Below are 19,155 nucleotides of genomic sequence, written 5' to 3' on the forward strand. Positions count from 1 at the left end.
TGTCCTCTGTTATATTTTACAAAATTATCAACAGAATAGGAATGTATATTCTGTGATAGATAAAAGAAAACACATGAATTCCATGTGTCTCTTTACAAAAATTATCTTCCACGAATACTTAAGATTACTACAATGGCACTTACAACCATCTGCACAATTGAACCAGGGACTACTCCGAAAATATCATATATCACTACTAAAAGACGTGGTACAGTGAAACTGCCGTTTAGATTTCCGGATAGATAGTTGACTAAGACAAAGGCTGCATATAGAAACCAAATTGTACCAAAGACGATGCCTAGCCAATCTTTTTTCTTTTCCATAAATAATCCTCCTTTATGGATTATACCATTCTTACACAAAAAAATAGTGATGTTTTGTCTGTATTTCAACATAATTGTAAATTATATTCTTATGATTATAGCTTTATTGGTAAATTTAGGTTAGTTTGTTCTAACAAAAAGTACAGAATTGAAGCGGATTTGTTTTTGTTTGAAAAATATCGAGTATAATTATAACGAGGTGATTAAATTATGATACAGGATAGAATCAAACAATTAAGAGCTTTGATGGCTGAACGTAAGATTGATGTATATTACATTCCGAATGAGGATGACCATCTTTCTGATGAATATACAGCTGATTATTTTAAGTGTAAATCATATATGTCTGGTTTCAGTGGAGAATCCGGATGCACAATTATCACAAAGGATTTTGCAGGTCTTTGGACAGATGGAAGATTCTTTACACAGGCAGAAAATGAACTTCAGGGAACTGGTGTTACATTAATGAGACTGCGTCAAGAAGGTGTACCAAATCCAATTGATTTCTTAATTGCGAATACACCAAAGAATGGTGTGTTAGGTTTTGATGGAGCAGTTGTTTCTGCTAGAAATTATTTACATCTAACAGAAGCTCTAAAGGAAAAGAATGCAAAGTTATATACAACAGAAGATCTTGTTGGAATGGTTTGGGGTAAAGATAGACCTGCTATGCCAACGGAAGAATTATATGTACTTCCTAAGAAGTATACAGGTGAAGAAGCATCAGAAAGAATTGCACGTGCAAGAGAAGCAATGAAGGCAAGCAAATGTGATGCAATCTTATTTACTGCTTTAGAAGATCCATGTTGGTTATTGAATATTCGTGGCAATGATATTGCATGCACTCCAGTGAGTTATGCATTCGCAGCAATTACTAACAAAAAACTCTACTATTATGTAGATTCTAAGAAGATTAATGCGAAGGTTGCAAAGTACTTCAAAGACAATAAGGTAACAGTGCGTCCATACAATGCGTTAATGAAGGACTTAAAACAATTAGAAGGTAAGAAGATCTGGGCAGATATGGGACATCTCAACTCCAATCTGTATAAAGCATTAGCGGGTAATGAGATTTATGATGCAATTTCACCAGTCGCTTACTTCCGTGCAATCAAGAATAAGACAGAGATTAAGAACATTCGTAATGCACACGTAAAGGATGCGGTTGCGATGGTGAAGTTTATTTCTTGGGTAAAGAGTAATGTTGCAAAAGGCAAGATGACAGAAGTGACAGCACAAGATCATTTATATGCATTACGTGCAGAACAGAAGGATTACATCGAACCATCATTTGAAACAATCTGTGCATATCAAGAGAATGCTGCAATGATGCATTACACTGCAACTAAAGAAAAACATGCGGCAGTAAAACCAAAAGGTTTCTTGCTTGTTGACTCTGGTGGAACATACAAGGATGGAACAACAGATATTACAAGAACAATCGCTGTTGGTGAATTAACAGCAGAAGAAAAGAAGTTATATACAAAGGTATTAAAGGGACATCTTGATTTATTGCATGCAAAGTTCTTATATGGAACAACAGGCAATAACTTAGACATTCTTGCAAGAAATCCATTATGGAATGATTGCATTGATTATCAATGTGGTACAGGTCATGGTGTGGGTCACGTATTAGCTGTACATGAAGGTCCACACGGAATTCGTTGGGGCATGCCTGCAAATGGTAAAGCAGTTGTTCTTCAAGAGGGAATGGTTGTCACAAATGAACCAGGTGTATATATGCCTCATAAGTTAGGTATTCGTATTGAAAATGAGATGATTGTTCAAAAGGAAGAAAAGAATTTCTACGGACAGTTCTTATCCTTTGAAGATATTACATACGTACCATATGACCGTGATGCGATTGATACAAAGTATCTCAGCGATGAAGAGATTGATTGGATTAATGCATACCACAAGATGATTTGGGAAAAGATTGGACCACTTCTTAGCGGTAAAGAAAAGAGCTTCTTAAAGAAAGCTACTGGAAAGATTACGCGTGCATGAAATTCATATCTTGGAATGTAAATGGCTTAAGAGCCGCAATGAAGAAGGGATTCGCAGATTTCTTTAAGGAACAGGATGCAGATTTCTTTGCCTTACAGGAAACAAAGATGCAACCAGATCAGCTTGAAGATACGATGAAGTTTGATGGTTATCATATGTACATGAATAGTGCAGAAAGAAAAGGATATTCTGGAACACTAATTTATACAAAACATGAACCACTCAGTGTCACTTATGAAATTGAAGGAGATGTAACCAAGGAAGGAAGAGTTATTACCCTTGAATATCCAGATTTCTATTTTGTATGTGCATATGTACCAAATTCTAAAGATGGCTTATTACGTCTACCATATCGTATTGAATGGGAAGAGATGTTACGTAAGCATCTAATGGAATTAGATAAGAAAAAACCAGTTATCTATACTGGTGACTTAAATGTTGCGCATGAAGAAATTGACTTGAAGAATCCAGCGACTAACCATAAGAATCCTGGTTTCTCAGATGAAGAACGTGCAGCGATGACAAAATTACTAGGCTCAGGCTTCTGTGATACATTTAGAGAACTCTATCCAGATACACAGAAGTTCTCTTGGTGGAGTTATCGCATGAAAGCCCGCGAAAGAAATGTTGGTTGGCGGATTGACTATTTCTTAGTCAGTCAACGTCTACTAGCAAATGTACAAGACGCATTGATATTTGATCAGACAGAGGGCTCTGATCACTGTCCAGTTGGATTAAATATCAATCTGTAATAAAATAGTACATATTAGAATTACGGAGGTGAGATCATGGATGTAAAATCTATGGTATATGGATATAAGGAAGAACTACTAAGTAGACTAGGAAAACTTATATCAATAAATAGTGTGGAAGGAACTCCAGAACCAGATGCACCGTTTGGTAAAGGACCTAAGGTCGCTTTAGAAACAGCATTAGAGATGATGAAGGCAGATGGTTTTGATACAGTGAATTTGGATAACTATATTGGTTATGCAGAAATTGGCTCAGGGGAAAAGCTGATTGGTATTATCGGACATTTAGACGTCGTACCTGCTAATGTAAAAGATGGATGGAATAGTAATCCATTTGAAATGGTAGAAAAAGATGGTGTTCTATATGGTCGTGGTGTAAGTGATGACAAGGGTGCGATGGTTGCCAGCATGATTGCATTAAAGGTAATCAAAGACATGAATGTTCCACTTACAAAGAGAATTCGCTTAATCTTTGGTACAAATGAAGAAACTGGATCTAAGTGCCTAAAGCACTATGTTGAAAAAGAAGGTTCTGTAGACTATGGATTTACACCAGATGGAGACTTCCCTGGTGTACATGGTGAAAAGGGTATGATTGCCATGCGTTACCTATCTAAGAATACTGCCATTAAGGATATTCAAGGTGGTACTGCTAAAAATATCGTATGTCGTAACTGCTACGTAGTTATCGATAAAAATAGTTTCTCTCGTAAGACACTGGAAGACTACTTTAATAACGAAAATCTAGAATTCAGTATCGAAAACATTGATGAAAATGATGTTAAGATTTCTGTACAGGGAATTGCTGCACATGCAAGTTTACCAGAACTTGGTAAGAATGCATTATCCTACTTAATGGATGGCTTAAAGCAAGCTGGTTTCCAAGATGGATTCGTTGATTTCTATTGCAAGCACTTTGGACTTGCGACAGATGGAAGTGGCTTTGGCGCAAACTGTTCTGATGAATATGGAGCGTTAACACAAAACAATGGTGTCATCTCAATGCAGGATGGTGTTATTGAAGGTTCTATCGATATTCGTTTCCCAGTTACTTTAACTTCTCGTAAGGTACTAAAGTTAATGGAAGGCCATCTTGAAGATGAAAATGGTGTAATTGAAGTGCTCAGTTCACATGAACCACTCTTCTTCCCGATTGACTCTCCACTTGTTAGTGCATTATGCTCTGCATACCGTGAGGTAACAGGTGATAAGGAAGCACAGCCAATCACATTAGGTGGTGGAACATACGCAAAGGGAATTGATAATACAATCGCATTTGGATGCGCATTCCAAGGCAAGGATTATCATATTCATGACGCAAATGAATATGTAGAGATTAATGAATTACTCCTGCAAGCAGAAATCTATGTAGCTGCAATTCTAAAACTCTTACAAATCTAAATGAATAGACAGAAACTGTAAAAGCTTCTGTCTTTTTACTTATCTTACAACTATGAATCATACAGCGTGATATAATAGTCACATGACAAAAGTAGCGATTTTATATGATTTCGATAAAACACTGTGTGGCAAAGACATGCAGGAATATAGCTTGATACCATCTTTAGGCTATGATAACCCAAAAGATTTTTGGGCAGAAGTAACTGAACTAGCTTCACAACATCATATGGATGCGATTAGTGCATATCTATATATGTTGCAGAAGAAGTTTGAGGAGATGGGTCAACCACTTACAAAACAACAATTCGAAGGCGTAGGAAAGGGAATTGTGTTGTATAACGGGGTTGATACTTGGTTCAAGCGTATTAACAAGTATGGTAAAAAATTAGGACTTGAAGTAGAACATTACATTATCTCTAGTGGTATGAAAGAAATCATTGAGAATGTAACAGTTGCGGGTGAGTTTAAGCATATCTATGCATGTAGTTATTTCTACGATGAAAATGGATTTGCAAGATGGCCAGCGCAAATCGTAAACTATACAACAAAGACACAATATATCTTCCGTATCAATAAACAGGTATTAGATGAAAATGATGCCGAAGACTTAAATACTTATATTGATCCAAAGTTACGTCCAATCCCACTTACAAAGATGGTTTATGTGGCAGATGGCTTAACAGATGTACCATGTATGCGTCTTGTAAAAGAATATGGTGGTCGTTCAGTAGCAGTTTACAACGAGAAATCCGCAAAAGCAAAGAAGATTGCGGAAAAACTTATCCGTGAAGAGCGTGCAAACTACATGGTGAAAGCGGATTACAGTGAAGGTTCAGAAATGGAAACATTGATGAAGATGATACTCGATCACATGAGTGCAGACAGTGCTCTAGAAGCTTTGGAAGGTAAAATCAAGTAAAGAAGGATATATCTATGACAAATGCTGAGAGATTTTTAAATGCCTATGCACAGTGTGAGAAGAAATTGGCTGAATTAGCAGAACAACCAAAGTACATTCCGTTTTCACAACTTGTAGCTCGCTGTGCTAATCGAAGTAGAGTTGTCGCACTTAACCAACAATCTCTACGTGAATATAATGAATTACGTAATGCAATTGTTCATATCCGTGGTAGTGAAAAAGAAATTATCGCTGAACCATGCGATAGTGTTACAGAAGACATTGAAAGAATCGCAAAATTATTAACGGAACCACATGATATTCTAAAGTATGCAAGCATGCCGGTTAAAACAGTACATACTGATACAAGTATTCGTGATGCATTTCATCTGATGCAAGAGATGGACACATCTAAAGTTCCTGTATATAAAGGACAGAATTTTGTGGGAATGATTACCTTAGATGAAATTGCAAAAGTTGCGATGCAAGGAAAAACAGATAATACAGTCGTATCTGACGTCTTATCTTCTACGAAGAACTCTAGGGTTGTGTTTACTTCTAAGAGTAATAATGTTGATGTTGTATTGCGTTATTTTGATAAGGCTAGAGAAGAAGGTATTACTTTACTGGCAATCTTAATCACCGAATCGGGAAAGCCTAGTGAAAAACCTATTGGTATTATTACAACTTCAGACTTACCAAATATCTTAAAAATTTATGCATAAAAAATAATAGGGTGTAGACCCTATTATTTTAGTTTGAATTGTAGTGCTGCATTTCCATTTTCATACTGTAAGTGTAAAATAGCGCCATTCATCATTGTGATGCGTGGGACAGTATGGCCAATATCCGCATCATAGATAACTGGTATATCTTGTAATGCATGTTTAATTGTATCCTCGTAACTTAAGCCAGTACTATTAGATTCAAAACATGTTCTTCCGATGATGATAGCTTTGGTTGTTTCAAACCAGCCCATATACTTCATTTGTAAAAGGGTACGGTAGAGTGTTTCACTATTCATTGCGAAGTTATCGAAGTACCAAATAATACCATCATTGCGATAACGTTCGATAAAATCTAATGTACCATCATATGGTGTGCCAATTAAATCTTTTAGTACATCGATACACCCACCAATACATCTTCCTTCAACATCAATCGTATTAGATGTAGATTTCCAAATATTTTCTTTATCATAGATAATATCATCGCAAAAGAATGGTGGTTGTTCCATGCGTCTTGGATAATTTGTTTGTACAACCAAATCACCGTTTAATATAGCTAGATTTCCTTCCAAATAATCCGGAGTAGGTATTGCGTAATAATCACCGGCATTTTCTCCATAGAGTGTTGCGATATCATACTTCGTAGTAATAGGGTAGACAAGTCCTGTTGGATCAGAAGCACCCATAATCCACTTTATATTTTCTTGTATGATAGATGGATTTAAGTGAGGTAGGATATCAAACAAGAAATCTCCTCCAGTTGCGGCCATGATCATATCTACATCTTTATCGAGTAATAACTCTTCGACCTCCCTTGCACGAATGGTTGAAGAATTGCTTGGTTCACTTTCATTTCGAACAGATGCGGTTTCTTTTGTCTGATAGCCATACGCATGCAGGTTATCAATTGAACGTTGGAATTTCTTTTCGAACTTACCGATGCCCGAACTTGGAGCGCAGACACCAATTGTACTACCTTGCTTTATAAATTTAGGATATTTCATAGTTGGTCTCCTTAAGTCGTATTATACATAAAATAACCATCGGTGGGGAGCCGATGGTTAAGTAAAACTTATTATTATTTTTATAAATTGGGGGGAATTTATGAATTTAAGAAATAATTTAATTACTACTGTATTTTTAGTTACTCTTTAGCAACTTTGTTCTATATCCTCCTTTCTGTTTACAGTTATTACTATAAAGTGAAAATGTTAAGGAAATAAGAACGCTATGTGAACATTATCTGAATAAATGATGTGTTGAATCACATATTTCACTAGAATTATAAGATGATATAATAATTCTATGAATATGCTAGATAAAATCTGTAAAACTGGAACAGCTTTATTACTTGTAGCAGGCATGATTGGTTGTGCACCACAGAAAGAGTCAACTATGACTCATACTGTAAATGATGGTAGCTATACAGGAATTGGGACTGGTTATAATGGCTATATAACGGTATCTGTATCGTTCCGTAATGGTATTTTGACTAATGTTATTGTAACGGATGAACAAGAAACAGATGCAGTATCCGATGCGCCGTTAAATAAGATTCCAGAATATGTAATCAATGAGCAGTCTTTAAATGTAGATATTTCTACGGGTGCTACCCAGACTTCGAAAGCAGTAATCGAAGCGATTGGTAATGCAATTACTGCTGCTAATGGTAATGTCGAGGAGTGGCAGAAGGATTGTACGGGTAAGAATAAAGAAAAGATTATTCAAGAAGATACAGATGTGACAGTTGTGGGTGGTGGTGCAGCAGGCATCGCAACTGTATTACGATTGCAGGAAAAAGGTTATAAGACGACCTTGATTGAAAAGGATAGTGAGATTGGTGGCTCCCTAAGATACTATGCAAATAGTGGTCAAATTGTAGCAGGTTCCACAAAGTTAAATCTTGAGAACATTGATTCTGCAGGAACATTAGCAGAAGATATTACAGCTTATACGAATCAAACAAACAGTCCTACGTTAACACAATTATTTGAAAATCAAATTGGGGAAATGGTAGATTGGCAGTTTAAGATTTTGGGTATTACCTTTGATAAGAAGACAGGCTACATTCCTACAGACGGTTTAGCCCTCAATTCGGTCATGTTATATGATGAATCGAGTGGTGAAATTGATGAGTTACTTCGAAAAGAAGTGAAAGTATCTGGTTCTAGTGTTCATACGAATACAGGTATCATTGGATTACGTTATGATGAAGAAGGTAAAATCATCGGAGTTAGAGCTAAAAAATCGAATGGGGATATTATTGAAACAACATCAAAGTATGTTGTTCTCGCAACAGGTACTTCTGCAGGAAATCTAAATCTGATTCCAGATCGCGATCATAACTCTTCTTACTTAGGCCTTACTACTAATACAGGTGATGCATTAGCGTTAGCGAAAGATGAAAAACATCCTTATCAGATAGAGGATGGTTCGGTTGTATATAACTATTTGGGATATACTGTTCGTGATATTACGCTAGATGCCTATCTTGCGACAAAATCGATTCTTTCCAAAGGTGTTGTATTAGTCAACAATACTAGTGAACGTTTCATCGATGAAACAGAACCATATAACCAAATCTCAGAAGCAATCCACAACCAGAATAATGCGACTTCCTATCTCGTGATGAATGAGGACGTATACCAAGAGTGGAAGAAAAAATTACTTTCCACTGCGACAATTACAAAAGCAGAAGAAAAGTATTTACAGTCCATGTACGCTATTGTGCCATTCAGTGGTGAAACACTGAGTGAAGCTGCTGTTTCTGCAGACTTGGATGCACAGAAATTATTAGAAACAATTAATTATCATAACTTTGAAATAGAGGCTTTAAATACTAATGTGATTGGTAAGATAGATCCGGAAAAACCAACATGCATTATTCCGCTCAATAAATATCGCTATGAGACAACAGGTGGTTTAAAGGTGGACGATCACTTGAATCTATTAGATGGCAGTGGACAAGCGAAGACAAATGTCTTTGCGGTAGGTAGTATTGCAGGAAATGTATTTGGCGAAAAGATGCCAGGGGGTGCAGCTCTTGCATGGGCATTTGTGTCTGGAAAATATGTCGCAGATGAAATCATAAATGCATTACAGGAATAATTGCAAAAGAGTATGTATGGAAAATAAAATTCATACGTACTTTTTTGATGGATTGGTTGTATCATTAATACGGTTTTACAATCTGAAAATAAATCTGTTATAGTATGGTACAAAAGAAGGAGTAAGTTATGACAAATACGAATGAGAAGAAGTTAGATCTTAAGCAAAGTATAGACTTTATACGCATTCTGATATATGCAGCAATCGTAGGCATTGGTGCAGGTGCTATCGGCACCTTATTTACTGTGAGTGTAAATAGTGTCATTGAGCTAAGAGCACAATACCCATGGCTAATCTATTTTCTACCACTCGGTGGTGTCATTATCGTGTTGCTATATCAACTCGCAAAATATAAAGACGCAGGAACAGACTTGGTAATCAATTCGATTCACTCTGAACCACATTTACCTGTGCGTATTGGACCACTCATCTTTATTTCTTCTGTTATTACACACTTGTTTGGCGGTTCTGCTGGACGTGAGGGTGCAGCACTACAGATTGGTGGTAGTGTTGGTAGTTTTGTATCAAAGACACTTCATTTAAAAGAAGAGGATAAAAAAACATTAATCATGGCTGGTATGTCTGGTTGTTTCTCAGCTTTATTCGGCACACCACTTACAGCGACTATTTTCCCACTTGAAGTTGTACATGTAGGATATATGCAATACGCGGCATTACTTCCATGTGCTATCGCATCATTAATTGGACATAGCGTTGCGACTGCATTGAATCTTGTAGAACCTATGCATCATATAGGAACAGTTCCTAACTTAGACGCAATTACAGCGATTGCAGTAATTGTTCTATCACTTTTAGCTGGCTTAGTCAGCCGCTTATTTGTATATAGTTTGCATAAGACACACCATATATTTGCGATGATTGAAAATGCATATGTACGTGCAATTGTAGGTGCTGTGATGATCATCGTATTAACACTGTTAGTAGGTAATCAAGATTACAATGGTGTTGGTGCACATATGATTGAACGTGCATTGGAGGGTGATGTTCCTATCTACGCATTCTTACTCAAGATACTTTTTACATCAGTTACGCTTTCATCTGGATACAAGGGTGGCGAAATTATTCCATCCTTAATTATCGGTGCTACACTTGGTAGTGCGTTTGGTACAATCTTCGGATTACCTGCTGGTTTATGGGCTGAAGTAGGTATGGTTGCGGTATTCTGTGGAGTTACGAACTGCCCAATCGCATCATTGCTTATTGGTTTTGAATTATTCAACTTCCAGGCAAGTTCATTCTTATTAATTGCGGTCGCAATTAGTTATATTGTTTCTGGCTATTCAGGACTATATAAAGCGCAGACAATTATCTTCTCTAAGATGAATAGTACACGTATCGAACGTAATACAAACTAAAAGCATTTCGCTATAAAAATAAACAAAAAATAGTAAAATAGGTACATAGAGGTAAATGATATGAAGAAAATTACTTATTTCCATCTCAATTCTTGCCCATATTGCAAAAATGCAAACAAGGCAATCAAAGAGCTAAGAGCAGAGAATCCAGAATACAACAACATTGAAATCGATATGATTGAGGAAAATGAACATCCAGAAATCATTGATAAGTATGATTATCACGCAGTTCCATGTATGTGGATTGGTGATCAGAAAATCTATGAAGCGCATTTATTCGAAAAGTATGAAGAATGCAAGGAACAAGTGCGTAAAGTATTTGAAGCTGCTAAATAGTTTTGATAAGGAATCTATCAAAGATTCCTTTTTTAAGTAGACCAGGAGGTAGAATGTTATTACTTGATAAAACATTACTAAAGATGACAAAAGGTCTTTGGATATGGATTGTTTCACTAGTAGTGATACGTGTATGTTCGCTTGTGATGATAACAAACTTCGCAAGTAGTATTTCATATTTCTTGGGAAATATGATGAGTCCATCATTCACGCATGACGAAATACGAAGTGTTGTCATTCAGATTATTATTGTATCAATACTGATTTTTGTCTTTCAATTGATTCAAGGAGAATTAGAGTACCGTGCACAAGCGGCAGCACGTTCATCTATTCGTCAGAAGTTATTTACCAAAACGATGTCGCTCGATGCTGGTTATATTGAAAAGATTGGTCCAAATTCCGCAATCACATCAGCTGTTGATGGTGTAGAACAGATGCAAGTTTACTTTAGCGTTTACTTACCAAGTTTAATCTTTAGTGTGATTGCGCCAATATACTTGTTTACAAAGATATATCCAAGTTCAATCTTAATTGCATGCATACTACTTGTAGTATCTTTTGTGCTATTACCATTACATAATGTATTCCGTTATCGGATTGAGAAACTTAGAAAATCGTATTGGAAATCACTGGAAGATATGACAGGGTATTACCTCGATAGTATTCGTGGGCTTTCAACGTTAAAGCTATTTGATCAATCGGATAAACATGCGGAAGTATTAGGAGAAAAAGCTGACTATTTGAATCGTCAAATTAATGAATTCATGAAGGTTAATTTCACATCATTCCTAGTAACCGAAGGTATCATCTACATTACATTATTTCTCTGTGTATTCATTGCGATAAATGCGTTAACAAATAAAACAATGGATCTAAGCAGTGTGCTAATGATTTTATTGTTGGGATATAGTTATTTTGGTTCAATTCGTCAATTGATGTCCGCAACACATGATGCATTAACTGCTGTTTCTGCCGCAACTCGTGCAGAAGAAATTCTTGCAGTAGAATCTGTAAAAATAAAACAGACCGAAAAACAAAACGACTATCAAGAAGGTATTCTGTTAAAGGATGTTTCCTTTTCATATGAAGGCAGAAAAGAAGTATTACATAACATAAATATCAAGATTGAAAAATCGAAGACAACAGCATTAGTGGGATTATCTGGTTGTGGGAAGAGTACGATAGCATCATTATTAATGAAGTTTATATATCCTTCAAGTGGAGCTATATATCTCAATGGAACAGATTATGCATGCATGAATCGCGAACAAATTGGGAAATATATTGTAATGGTCCCACAAACAGTAAATTTATTTAATGATACAATACGGAACAATCTATTACTCGCAAATCCTTCCGCAAGTGATGAACAACTTTGGCAAGTGCTACACGAAGTTAGCTTGGATAAGCATATACAAAGAATGCCAAATGGTTTAGATACAATGGTAAGTGAATTTGGTTCAAATTTATCTGGTGGTCAAAAACAGATGATGGGTATTGCTAGGGCATTATTAACAGATGCGGAGTATATCATCTTTGATGAAGCGACTTCTGCAGTTGATCCTGAAAGCGAAAAGATAATATGGGACTGTATTGATAAATTATCGACGAAGCGCACGCTCATTATTATTTCACATCGTCTATCTGCGATACGAAATGCAGATCAAATCATTGTTTTACGTGCAGGTATTGTGGAAGAAATAGGTAATCATGATGAACTTATGCAGAATCAGGGATTTTATCGAGAACTTGTAGAAGAACAAAATACACTGGAGGTGCAAGCATGAAGAAATATGCATATTCAATTCCAGTTTTAGGATCGAGATTGATCAAGAAAGCAAAGCCAATCGCAAAATATCTTACCATATCCACGCTAGCTAGTATAATTGGCAATTTATCCCATATGGGCGTAATGGGATTCGGCGCACTTTGGATTATGAGGGCTGCAGATATTATGACAGATGGTAATGTATGGTTTTATGCATGCATGATGTTTGTGTGTGGTCTTTTAATCGCAGTCTGTCGATATTTAGAAGGTGTATTCTCGCATCTAGGTGCGTATGGCATTTTAGCAAAGATGCGTGTAGATTTATTTACATCTATCAATCGCTTAGCACCTGCATATCTGATTGACCAAAAGATAGGTAATGTGATTAACATTGCAGTAGGTGATATTGAAACCTTAGAGTACTTCTTTGCCCATACAATCGGGCCGATGTTTACAGTAATACTTTTGCCAGTCACAACTGTTTTCATCGCATTACAATTTAATCCTTTGTATGCGTATGTACTCATTCCTGTATATCTTATGATAAGTGTGATTATTCCACTTGTTGGATTATATCTAGGAAGAGGAATCGGCAAAGAATATCGTAAAGACTTAGGAAAACTAAAGGCAGTGATACTTGAAAACATCTATGCGATTAAGGATATTCAAATATATAATGCCCAAGATGAGAAGATTGCAAAGGTGATGGAGTATAACAATCAAGTTAACAAAGACATGCATGCGATGACGATGCATAAACAAGCATTATCTTCTGCCCCAAATTTCTTTGTCTATTTGGGTAGAATAATGATATTGATTGTGTCTGCGTATTTACTTTCAAATGGAATTGGAAATCCAGTCGGTACAATCGTCATTTCATTTATCGCGACTGCATCATTCTCTTCTACATTCTCACTTACATTTGTTGTTTCTCATTTACTCGAGGCCTTTGCGGCAGCAGAGAGAATCTTCTTGATTGAAGATGCCAATCCACTGACTGTTAACCCTAGTAAATCCGTGAAGATTAATCAGGTGGAACGTATTGATTTTGAAGATGTTTCATTTACATATCCAAAAACAAAACGCCAAGTTTTAAAGAATTTTAATTTGTTAGTAAGAGATGATGAACATATTGGTATTGTCGGTGAAAGTGGTTCTGGGAAATCAACGATATTAAGATTGTTGTTAAGATATTATCCGATTCAAACAGGTAATATTTGTATCAATGGCATCTCTTTAGAACAATTCTCATTTGAAGAATTACATCGTCATATTGCGGTATTAGAACAGGATACCTATCTATTTAACGATACGATTGCTGGAAATATCGCTATTGCAAAACCGGAAGCCACGTTGGATGAAATCCGTCTAGCAGCGAAAAGAGCAGGTATTGATGACTTTGTCATGAGTTTAGCAGAAGGTTATGATACACATATGGGACAGATGAGCTCTCGTGTTTCAGGTGGTGAAAGACAGCGAATTGGTTTAGCACGTATTATGTTAAAACAACCGGATGTAATTATTTTAGATGAGCCTACAAGTGCTCTAGATGTATTGCATGAGAAAGAACTGCTCTATACATTAGAGAAGGAATTTAAAGACAAAATGATTCTAACGATTTCACATCGTTTATCTACACTAACACATTGTGATCGCATCATTGAAGTTAAAGATGGAATAGCAAACGAAAAAGGTTGATTGTCACATGCAATCAACCTTTTATAAAGTTCTGTAGATGTAGAATGATTCTTCCGAATATATTCTTTTCTCGTGGTAGTGTGATACTGATTGTTTTTGTATAGATGACTTTACGATCGGCTGTAAATGTAATCGTAGCCTGAATATTTTGGTCGTATAGTTCTGCTGAGAATTTCTTTGGTAAATCAATTTCGTATGTACATTCTGCATTTGCAGGTAAATCGAGTGTAATATCTTTATCCATCTTTACGTCGATATTTGCGGTATGCATGAATGATTTATATTCAATTGTTGAAACGACATCATTGGCTTTCAGAATTGTTTTCTTCTGCCAAGAAGATAAATTCTTTAAGCTAGTTTGTGCATCGCTTAAGTTAGAGTATTGTTCCACGTTAGTGCTTGCGCCAGCTGTTACGGCAATGATATTCATATCGTTGACAGTTGCCCAGTAGGCGATACATCTACCGGCTTGTAATGTATAACCAGTCTTACCACCAGATAGATTTGTTAAATCATATCCGTATGTATCCGCATAAGCCCAAATTGTACTAGCAAGTGGAATTCCAAAAGGATAATAGGTTGTGGCTTGGGTTGTATATTCCTTCGTGGAGAAGATCTCTTTGAAGGTTGGATTTTGTAATGCATAACGTAATAACTTTGACATATCCTCAACCGTTGAATATTGGCCATCACGGTCAAGACCATGGGCACTCTTGAAGACAGTGTGATTCATTCCTAATTCTGCTGCTTTGTCATTCATCATCTGATAGAACTTTTCAAAGCTACCACCAATCTGTAATGCAAGTGCATTTGCGGCATCTGCTGCAGATGGAACCGCGGCAGCGTAACATAGATCTAGTAAAGTGGCCACATCACCACTGATATATCCTGCAACACTAGCTTGTTCTTCGTATAGCCCTGCAAGCATTTCATCAGTAATCGTGATGTTTTCATTGAGGGAAGAACTATTTTCGATAGCTAGAAGTACTGTCATCATCTTTGTAAGAGATGCGATACTAATTTGTTCGTCCTGTTTTTTTGCGTCTAGTACTTGTCCTGTATCTGCATCTAGAAAGATATAGTTTGTACTATATAGGTTTCTACCTAAATTAAAATCATCTTCTCTAGCGTTAGCTGGTAATAGTGTTGTTAAGGCAATCAATAGTGTACATGTAATTGCGAATAATCTTGTCATTAATTTCTTCATGAGTCTATTATATCTTAGACTATGGAAAGTTTCCCATTAAGTTTTTAAGTATGATATAACCTTATATAGAATAGAAGAGGGCTACTATGGAGAAAATCGCTAGTTTTACAGTCAATCATCTGGTCTTAGAACCAGGAATATATGTATCTCGTCAAGATCATTTTAATGATGTGACGATAACTACGTTTGACTTAAGAATGACAACACCGAATAAAGAACCGGTGATGAATACTGCAGAAATGCATACAATAGAGCACTTGGGTGCTACATATCTAAGAAATGACCCTGTTTGGAAAAATCGTATTGTCTATTTTGGCCCGATGGGTTGTCGTACAGGTTTCTATTTGCTGTGCGAAGGGGATTTAACTTCAAAGGAAATCGTTCCACTTGTAAAAGGGTTATTCGAATTTGTACGTGACTTTGAGGGAGCTATCCCTGGTGCAGAAGCACGTGATTGTGGTAACTATTTAGACCAGAATTTACCGATGGCAAAGTATCTTGCCAATCGTTATTTAGAGAATACAGTAAAGGAGATTGACGAGGCACACCTCGTGTACGCAGAATGATGAGAGTAGGTATTATTGGTGCGATGGATGTGGAAGTAACATCGATCAAAGAACGCATGACAATCGATAAGATTGAACAAGTTGGAGATAACACATATTGTTTAGGAAAAATTGGTGATACAGAAGTTGTTGTCGCAAGATGTGGCATTGGTAAAGTAAATGCTGCAATTTGTGCTACAACCATGTGTGTAAAGTATGATGTTACACATATTCTAAATACAGGTATTGCAGGATCTTTGGATAATCAAATTAATATTGGAGATATCGTTGTATCGACCGATGCGGTATATCATGATTTTAGTGTAGAACCATTTGGTTATCCTGTTGGGATGGTACCGGGAAGAACGACAATCTCTTTTACGGCAGATCAAACTCTACGTAAGTTGGTTGTCGATAGTATTCAAAAGGTCGCTCCAGAAATTCAAGTCTTTGAAGGACGCGTTGCTAGTGGGGATATCTTTGTAGGACAAAAAGAAAAGAAAGATTGGATTATTTCTAACTTTGGTGCGAAGTGCTGTGAGATGGAAGGTTGTGCAATTGCGCATGTTGCGACGGACTATCACGTTCCATTTGTAATTGTACGTGCAATCTCTGATAAAGCAGATGAAGAAAGTACGATATCTTATGAGGATTTTGAAGCACAGGCGGCTGAGCATTGTGCAAATCTAGTCTTCCAAGTATTACAGAATTTATAAGCGGGAATTCCCGCTTTTTTTAAAGTGTGATTGGTAGATGTGTGTATAATACAAGTATGTATAACCAGCAGTCATTTATAAAAAATCTATCAATTGGATTATTTCTTTTGGTATTTGCATATCTAGTGATATGTATTACAAAGATGATGTACCAAAAGTCTTTTCGTCGATATCGTAAACGGATTCTGTCATCACTGCTTTTATTAGTATTATCGGTAGTGATGATATGGGAAGCATTCTTTTCTGCGATTCCAGTGAATCGTGATGCATCATTTTCAATGTCGGATATTCCAGCGTATACATCATCGCCATACGTAGAGGTGAATCATAACATCCCATTCTTTACAGAAGAAGAATTAAAGAGTGATGAATATGAATCGTATAGTGAATTAGATTATCTTGGTCGCTGTGGTCCAGCGATGGCGATGGTAGGCATTGATATGATGCCGACAGAGAAGCGTGGGTCAATATCGATGGTAAAACCAACTGGCTGGCATTTAGCCAAGTATGATTTCATTGATGGGAAATATTTGTATAATCGCTGTCATTTGATTGCGTATGAATTAAGTGGTGAAAATGCGAATGTACAGAATTTGATAACTGGCACTCGATATATGAATGTGGAAGGGATGCAGCCGTTTGAGGATAAGACAGCATGGTATATCTTACGAACAGGAAACCATGTGCTGTATCGATGTACACCTATCTTTGAAAAGGATAATCTAGTGGTAACAGGTGTGTTAATTGAAGCACGCTCGATAGAGGATGGTGGAGAAGGAATCTGCTTCAATGTGTTCTGTTATAACGTGCAGCCGAATATAAAAATCGATTATCATACTGGTGATCATCAACTGATTATGCAGGATTAATTTATGTAAAAATAATAAATGGATACCAAAAATATCAAGAATTATGTATAATACATTTGACTAAAGGAGAAAATGAACATGAAATTAGTTAAGAGCATTTTAGCAGCAGCTACAATCCTTTCATTAGCAGGTTGCGGATCCAAGGCTATTTACAACGCCGGTACATATGAAGCAACAGCTGAAGGACGTAATGGCGACGTTACAGTTGCAGTTACAGTTTCAGATTCAAAGATTGAAAAGGTAGAAGTTAAGGACAACAAGGAAACAAAAGGTATCGCTGATGCCGCTTTAGAAGAAGTTCCAGCAGCTATCGTTAAGCAGAACAAGGCTGAAGTAGACACAGTTTCTGGTGCTACAATTACTTCTAAAGCAATCATTGAAGCAGCTAAGGAAGCTTTAAAGAAGGCAGCTAAGTAATTAAAAAGAGGGCAATTTGCCTTCTTTTTTTGTAAAAATAAACAATTTCGCATCAAAAATGCGAAAAACATGCATAAATAAACACTTTTTTAAGATTCAAAGGTTGAAAATACATAAAAATCAATTACAATAAAATTATCAAAATAAAAGGAGGCCATAAGCATGGCAACAGTAAAAGTCGTTACAAAGAAGACATTAGCAGATGATTTAGCAGAAAAATACGGTTTAACAAAGAAGGCTGCTGGAGAAGCAGTTAATTACGTATTTGATGAAATCGCTACAACAATCAAGAAGGGTGGCGAAGTTTCATTAAATGGCTTTGGTAAGTTCACAGTAGTTAAGAAGAAGGCTCGCACTGGTTTAAACCCAGCTACAGGCGAAAAGATTAAGATCAAGGCTACTAAGGCTCCAAAGTTCAAGGCTAGCAAGACTTTAAAGGACTTAGTTAAGTAATTTTATGAGCGGGATAACCGCTCTTTTTTATGTATGAAGGAAAAATAAAACCTGTGTATTTGATTACACAGGTTTTATTGTTTAAGCGATATATGCACGCTTGATGATAACTGGAGTTGTTGGTTTATCACGGAAGTCTGTTGGAGTATTTGCAATCTCATCAACTACTTCTAAACCTTCTACAACATGACCGAATGCAGCGTAGTTTCCATCTAAGTGTGGAGCATCTGCATGCATGATGAAGAACTGGGAACTTGCGGAGTTTGGATCCATTGAACGAGCCATGGAAATAACACCACGAGTATGCTTGATTGGATTGTTAACTCCGTTTGAAGCGAACTCACCAACGATGTTTTCCTTGGAACCACCTGTTCCATTTCCGATAGGATCACCACCTTGGATCATGAATCCAGGGATGATACGATGGAATGATAATCCATCATAGAAACCTTCACTAACAAGTTTGTTGAAGTTCGCAACAGTCTTTGGGGCGGCTGTTTCATCAAGTTCTAACTTGATAACTTTGCCGTTATTCATTTCGATTACGATCATG

19 protein-coding genes are annotated in these 19,155 nt (G+C 36.5%); 15 read left to right on the forward strand and 4 right to left on the reverse strand.

Annotation, left to right across the window (positions count from 1 at the left end; all coding sequences use genetic code 11):
* Positions 1-101: 101 nt before the first annotated feature.
* Positions 102-323 carry a hypothetical protein gene (locus tag RYK16_RS01400; protein ID WP_314850277.1) on the reverse strand — a complete coding sequence of 74 codons (222 nt, stop codon included), beginning with the start codon at positions 321-323 and terminating at the stop codon, positions 102-104.
* 210 nt (positions 324-533) lie between these two features.
* Between RYK16_RS01400 and RYK16_RS01405 the strand changes: the two genes are divergently transcribed.
* The 5 genes from RYK16_RS01405 (at position 534) to RYK16_RS01425 (ending at position 6,106) form a co-directional block, all read left to right on the forward strand.
* A complete protein-coding gene (locus RYK16_RS01405; RefSeq protein WP_314850278.1) occupies positions 534-2,330 on the forward strand; it encodes an aminopeptidase P family protein in 1,797 nt (598 codons plus the stop codon).
* Positions 2,327-3,082 (forward strand): exodeoxyribonuclease III, encoded by a 756-nt coding sequence (locus RYK16_RS01410; RefSeq protein ID WP_314850279.1) that lies wholly within the window; start codon positions 2,327-2,329, stop codon positions 3,080-3,082. Before RYK16_RS01405 ends, RYK16_RS01410 begins: the two co-directional genes overlap by 4 nt.
* A gap of 36 nt (positions 3,083-3,118) precedes the next feature.
* Positions 3,119-4,483: a Sapep family Mn(2+)-dependent dipeptidase gene (locus tag RYK16_RS01415; protein WP_314850280.1), complete on the forward strand. Its 1,365-nt coding sequence runs from the start codon at positions 3,119-3,121 to the stop codon at positions 4,481-4,483.
* Positions 4,484-4,565: 82 nt separating this feature from the next.
* Complete coding sequence (locus tag RYK16_RS01420) at positions 4,566-5,402, forward strand: HAD family hydrolase (RefSeq protein WP_314850281.1); 837 nt, start codon at positions 4,566-4,568, stop codon at positions 5,400-5,402.
* Between the two features lie 14 nt (positions 5,403-5,416).
* Positions 5,417-6,106: a CBS domain-containing protein gene (locus RYK16_RS01425; RefSeq protein WP_314850282.1), complete on the forward strand. Its 690-nt coding sequence runs from the start codon at positions 5,417-5,419 to the stop codon at positions 6,104-6,106.
* 23 nt (positions 6,107-6,129) lie between these two features.
* On the opposite strand, the gene RYK16_RS01430 is transcribed toward RYK16_RS01425, so the two are convergent.
* Positions 6,130-7,113, reverse strand: a complete 984-nt coding sequence (locus RYK16_RS01430; RefSeq protein ID WP_314850283.1) for an LD-carboxypeptidase — start codon at positions 7,111-7,113, stop codon at positions 6,130-6,132.
* Positions 7,114-7,414: 301 nt separating this feature from the next.
* On the opposite strand from RYK16_RS01430, the gene RYK16_RS01435 reads away from it, so the two are divergent.
* From RYK16_RS01435 to RYK16_RS01455, 5 genes are all read left to right on the forward strand, one after another.
* Positions 7,415-9,217: an FAD-dependent oxidoreductase gene (locus tag RYK16_RS01435; protein WP_314850284.1), complete on the forward strand. Its 1,803-nt coding sequence runs from the start codon at positions 7,415-7,417 to the stop codon at positions 9,215-9,217.
* A gap of 128 nt (positions 9,218-9,345) precedes the next feature.
* On the forward strand, positions 9,346-10,593 hold the full coding sequence (locus RYK16_RS01440; RefSeq protein WP_314850285.1) for a chloride channel protein: 1,248 nt from the start codon (positions 9,346-9,348) through the stop codon (positions 10,591-10,593).
* 60 nt (positions 10,594-10,653) lie between these two features.
* Positions 10,654-10,929 carry a glutaredoxin domain-containing protein gene (locus RYK16_RS01445; protein WP_314850286.1) on the forward strand — a complete coding sequence of 92 codons (276 nt, stop codon included), beginning with the start codon at positions 10,654-10,656 and terminating at the stop codon, positions 10,927-10,929.
* 53 nt (positions 10,930-10,982) lie between these two features.
* Positions 10,983-12,716 (forward strand): ATP-binding cassette domain-containing protein, encoded by a 1,734-nt coding sequence (locus tag RYK16_RS01450; protein WP_314850287.1) that lies wholly within the window; start codon positions 10,983-10,985, stop codon positions 12,714-12,716.
* Complete coding sequence (locus RYK16_RS01455) at positions 12,713-14,395, forward strand: ABC transporter ATP-binding protein (protein ID WP_314850288.1); 1,683 nt, start codon at positions 12,713-12,715, stop codon at positions 14,393-14,395. Before RYK16_RS01450 ends, RYK16_RS01455 begins: the two co-directional genes overlap by 4 nt.
* A gap of 13 nt (positions 14,396-14,408) precedes the next feature.
* Here RYK16_RS01455 and RYK16_RS01460 read toward each other — a convergent pair whose 3' ends face one another.
* Entirely contained in the window at positions 14,409-15,602 is a 1,194-nt protein-coding gene (locus tag RYK16_RS01460; protein WP_314850289.1) for a hypothetical protein, read from the reverse strand.
* Positions 15,603-15,688: 86 nt separating this feature from the next.
* Here RYK16_RS01460 and RYK16_RS01465 point away from each other — a divergent pair, with 86 nt between their 5' ends.
* The 5 genes from RYK16_RS01465 (at position 15,689) to RYK16_RS01485 (ending at position 18,602) form a co-directional block, all read left to right on the forward strand.
* The gene (locus RYK16_RS01465) at positions 15,689-16,168 is read left to right on the forward strand and encodes an S-ribosylhomocysteine lyase (protein WP_314850290.1); all 480 of its coding nucleotides are present in this window, start codon (positions 15,689-15,691) and stop codon (positions 16,166-16,168) included.
* The gene (locus RYK16_RS01470; RefSeq protein ID WP_314850291.1) at positions 16,165-16,863 is read left to right on the forward strand and encodes a 5'-methylthioadenosine/adenosylhomocysteine nucleosidase; all 699 of its coding nucleotides are present in this window, start codon (positions 16,165-16,167) and stop codon (positions 16,861-16,863) included. Before RYK16_RS01465 ends, RYK16_RS01470 begins: the two co-directional genes overlap by 4 nt.
* Positions 16,864-16,904: 41 nt before the next feature.
* Entirely contained in the window at positions 16,905-17,732 is an 828-nt protein-coding gene (locus RYK16_RS01475; protein WP_314850292.1) for a DNA/RNA non-specific endonuclease, read from the forward strand.
* 78 nt (positions 17,733-17,810) lie between these two features.
* Complete coding sequence (locus RYK16_RS01480) at positions 17,811-18,149, forward strand: FMN-binding protein (protein WP_298666851.1); 339 nt, start codon at positions 17,811-17,813, stop codon at positions 18,147-18,149.
* A 162-nt stretch (positions 18,150-18,311) separates the two neighbouring features.
* Entirely contained in the window at positions 18,312-18,602 is a 291-nt protein-coding gene (locus RYK16_RS01485) for an HU family DNA-binding protein (protein WP_006526626.1), read from the forward strand.
* 81 nt (positions 18,603-18,683) lie between these two features.
* Here RYK16_RS01485 and RYK16_RS01490 read toward each other — a convergent pair whose 3' ends face one another.
* Positions 18,684-19,154 carry a peptidylprolyl isomerase gene (locus RYK16_RS01490; protein WP_314850293.1) on the reverse strand — a complete coding sequence of 157 codons (471 nt, stop codon included), beginning with the start codon at positions 19,152-19,154 and terminating at the stop codon, positions 18,684-18,686.
* Position 19,155 lies beyond the last annotated feature (1 nt).

The sequence above is a fragment of the uncultured Solobacterium sp. genome, assembly GCF_963550625.1.
Taxonomy (GTDB): Bacteria; Bacillota_I; Bacilli_A; order Erysipelotrichales; family Erysipelotrichaceae; genus Bulleidia.